Consider the following 3,073-nt stretch of genomic DNA (forward strand, 5'->3'; position numbering starts at 1 on the left):
ACCCCAAGCCCCGACCCGAGCAGATGGGACTGTTCAGCAACCCGGAAGAGCAGACGCTGTTCGACGATCCCTCCTGAATCCCGCGCATGCCGTAGTGTCAGCCCATCGGAGCCGTCCAGGTTCCTCATTCAGGGATGGTCCATGGCTGACAAATCGCCCCGCAATTCCATGTCGAAGAAATCCGGCAAGTCGTTGAAGGAAAAACGCGCCGACAAGAAGACGAAGTCGGGCGGACAGAGCGATCCGGAAATCGTCTCGCACGTAAAGAAGCGCTGACGCAGCCTCGCACCGGCGGTCGCCCAATGTCGCAGTGGTTCAGTCAGACTGCACCAGTGTGGCATTGGGCGACTTTCGCGCCGAGCCTCCACAGCGAGGTGGATTCCTTCTTCCGCGCGGCGTGGAGAGCATCGGAGGGATCGAACGCCTTGGCGTGCCGGGGTTTCACGTCGATGCGTTCCAGCACGGTGAGTCCGGCGTGGTCGATCATTTCGAGTAGCTGTTCGCGGCTGCGCAACCCGAGGTGTTCGGCGATGTCGGAGAGGATGAGCCAGCCCTCTCCCCCGGGCTCGAGGTGCTCGGCCAGTCCGTCGAGGAAGCCTCGGAGCATCCGGCTGTCCGGGTCGTAGATTGCGTACTCGATGGATGAGGTCGGCTTCGCCGGTATCCACGGCGGGTTGCACACCACCAGCGGGGCCCGGCCGTCCGGGAAGAGGTCCGTCTCGACCACCTGCACCTGCTTCTCGTACCCGAGTCGGGTGAGGTTCTCCCGCGCACAGGCAAGCGCGTTCGAGTCGATTTCCGTCGCAATCACTTTCTTCACGCCGCGATGCGCCAGAACAGCGGCGAGCACCCCGGTACCGGTGCCGATGTCGAAGGCCGACTCGATCGACGGCAACGGGGTCTGCGCCACGAGGTCGACGTATTCGCCGCGGATGGGTGAGAACACACCGTGCCCGGGGTGGATACGGGCGCCCAGGGCCGGGACGTCGACCCCCTTCTTGTTCCATTCGTGTCCGCCGATCGCACCGAGCAGGTCACGCAGCGTGGTGACCATCGGCTGGTCCGACGGCCCGAAGGCTTCGAGCACGGCCTGGCGCACATCCGGAGCCCGCCGAAGCGGAATGGTCTGATCCGCGTCGAACGGCACCAGCAACTTTCCGAGGATGCCGGCCCGTCGCGACTGCGACTGCCGGTGCAGGTGGAACGCGTCGGCCGGATCTTCGGATGTCCTGCGTGGTTTGCGGTCGGCCCGCTTGGCGATCGCGGTGGCGAGTTGGCGGGCGTTCTGGAAGTCGCCGCGCCACAGCAGGGCCGTACCCTCGCACGCGAGACGATAGGCGTCATCGGCCTTCATCGCATCGTCGGCCACCTGAATCTTCTTCGGCGGCCGCGCCCCACTGGTGGATCGCCACAGGGCCGAATGTTCGACGCCGTCCTCGATCCAGCGTACGAACTCGGGTTCCATGTGACCCAGCATAGGCCGACGGCCGGTGCCCCCTACCGGGCTGCAGCGGTGCGGGCTGCAGCGATGCGGGCCTCGGCGAGGGAGTCGGCGGCCGCACCGGCGAGGACGCCGTCGCGCCGGGCGATGTCGAAGATCTCGACGACGGTCTCGAAGATCCTCTCCACCTGTGCGCGCACCACTTCAGCCGGTGTGCCCACTCGCTCGCCCGCCACCTGGATGAGTCCGCCTCCGTTGGCTACGTAGTCGGGAACCCAGATGATGCCGCGGTCCCCGAGCGCCTGCTCGACGGCGGGATGTGCGAGCTGGTTGTTCGCGGCCCCGCAGATCACCTTCGCCCGGATCGCGGCGACGGACGCGTCGGTGAGCGTGGCACCCATCGCGCACGGTGCGTAGACGTCGATGTCCTGGTCGATGACGCGCGGCGCCACCACCACGTCGGGGAAATCGCGGGCCACAAGGTCGAGGGCGGTGGCGTTCACATCGGTGGCGATCACCGATGCGCCGTCGGCGCGGAGCAGCTCGACCAGCCGGTATCCCACCTTGCCGGTTCCCTCGACACCGACGAGTCGCCCGGCCAGGCCGGGGCTTCCCCACTGGGTCCGGGCCGCGGCACGCATCCCCTGGAAGACGCCGAGTGCCGTCATCGGGGCGCTGTCGCCGGAGCCGCCGGCCGCGGTGTTCCGTCCGACCACGTACTCGGTGGCCCGGCCCATGATGTCGAGGTCGTCGGAGTTGGTGCCCACGTCACCGGCGGTGATGTACCGGCCGCCGAGGGCCTGGACGAACCGGGCGTACGCCTCGAGCAGGGCTTCGGACTTCGCACTGGCGGGATCGCCGATGATGACGGCCTTGCCGCCGCCGAGGTCGACACCTGCGATCGCGGCCTTGTAGGTCATGCCGCGAGAGAGGCGCAACACGTCCTTCAGCGCGGCGGCCTCGTCGGCGTACGGGTAGAAGCGGGTGCCGCCGAGGGCTGGGCCGAGCGTGGTGTCGTGGATCGCCACAATGGCTTTCAGCCCGGTGGCGGGGTCCTGGAAATACGTCACCTGCTCGTGCGCGGAGTCAGCGGGAAAGTCGGTGCGCTCGAACACTCCTGCAGGACTTTCCATGGCGAGAGTCATTACTGTTCAGGACCTTTCGGGATCGACAGTGATCGTGATGGAGGTGGTTTCGATTCCCAGCTCGGACAGGCGCTGGAGGTAGACGGCGACGCCCCGCAGCTTCACGTCCTCGTAGCCGCGCACGAGGTCGGGCGCCGCGGCGATCTGGGTGGCGGTGTCGTAGGTGTCTGCAGCGAGGTCGGCGATCAGGCCCGACACCGTCGTTTCGTAGTGCGTGAGCAGTTGACGTTCGAGGCGCCGCACCCTGGTGTAGCCGAACGGGTCGAACGCGGTGCCACGCAGGAACTTGGCCTTGGCGAGGGCTCTGAGCACGACGTGGGAGCGGGGACCGAAGCCGATCTTGCTCTTGCGTCCCATCGTCTCGAGCACGGGCGGGTGCAGGTTGTAGGTGAGCTTGCCGGCACCGGGAACCTCGGCGCCCGCCGCCTCGAGGAACGCCGGATCGGTGAGCATCCGGGCCACCTCGTACTCGTCCTTGTAGGCGGTG

General features: G+C 67.2%; 4 protein-coding genes. 1 reads left to right on the top strand and 3 read right to left on the bottom strand.

Annotated elements, in window-relative coordinates:
• Positions 1-141: 141 nt before the first annotated feature.
• Positions 142-276 (top strand): hypothetical protein, encoded by a 135-nt coding sequence (locus WAW17_RS03110; RefSeq protein WP_422331555.1) that lies wholly within the window; start codon positions 142-144, stop codon positions 274-276.
• A 43-nt stretch (positions 277-319) separates the two neighbouring features.
• Here the strand turns inward: WAW17_RS03110 and WAW17_RS03115 are convergent, their stop codons facing one another.
• From WAW17_RS03115 to WAW17_RS03125, 3 genes are all read right to left on the bottom strand, one after another.
• Positions 320-1,465, bottom strand: a complete 1,146-nt coding sequence (locus tag WAW17_RS03115; RefSeq protein WP_422331556.1) for a methyltransferase — start codon at positions 1,463-1,465, stop codon at positions 320-322.
• Positions 1,466-1,497: 32 nt separating this feature from the next.
• On the bottom strand, positions 1,498-2,574 hold the full coding sequence (locus WAW17_RS03120) for a Glu/Leu/Phe/Val family dehydrogenase (RefSeq protein WP_422331557.1): 1,077 nt from the start codon (positions 2,572-2,574) through the stop codon (positions 1,498-1,500).
• Between the two features lie 18 nt (positions 2,575-2,592).
• Positions 2,593-3,073: DUF6537 domain-containing protein (locus tag WAW17_RS03125; RefSeq protein ID WP_422331558.1), on the bottom strand; the 481-nt coding region annotated here is incomplete at its 5' end.

Source organism: Rhodococcus sp. (in: high G+C Gram-positive bacteria), assembly GCF_049286785.1.
Taxonomy (GTDB): Bacteria; Actinomycetota; Actinomycetes; order Mycobacteriales; family Mycobacteriaceae; genus Rhodococcus_F.

Coding starts and splice junctions, on each gene's coding strand:
- WAW17_RS03110 (WP_422331555.1), top strand. CDS start 142: ATGGCTGACAAATCGCCCCGCAATTCCATGTCGAAGAAATCCGGCAAG.
- WAW17_RS03115 (WP_422331556.1), bottom strand. CDS start 1,465: ATGGAACCCGAGTTCGTACGCTGGATCGAGGACGGCGTCGAACATTCG.
- WAW17_RS03120 (WP_422331557.1), bottom strand. CDS start 2,574: ATGGAAAGTCCTGCAGGAGTGTTCGAGCGCACCGACTTTCCCGCTGAC.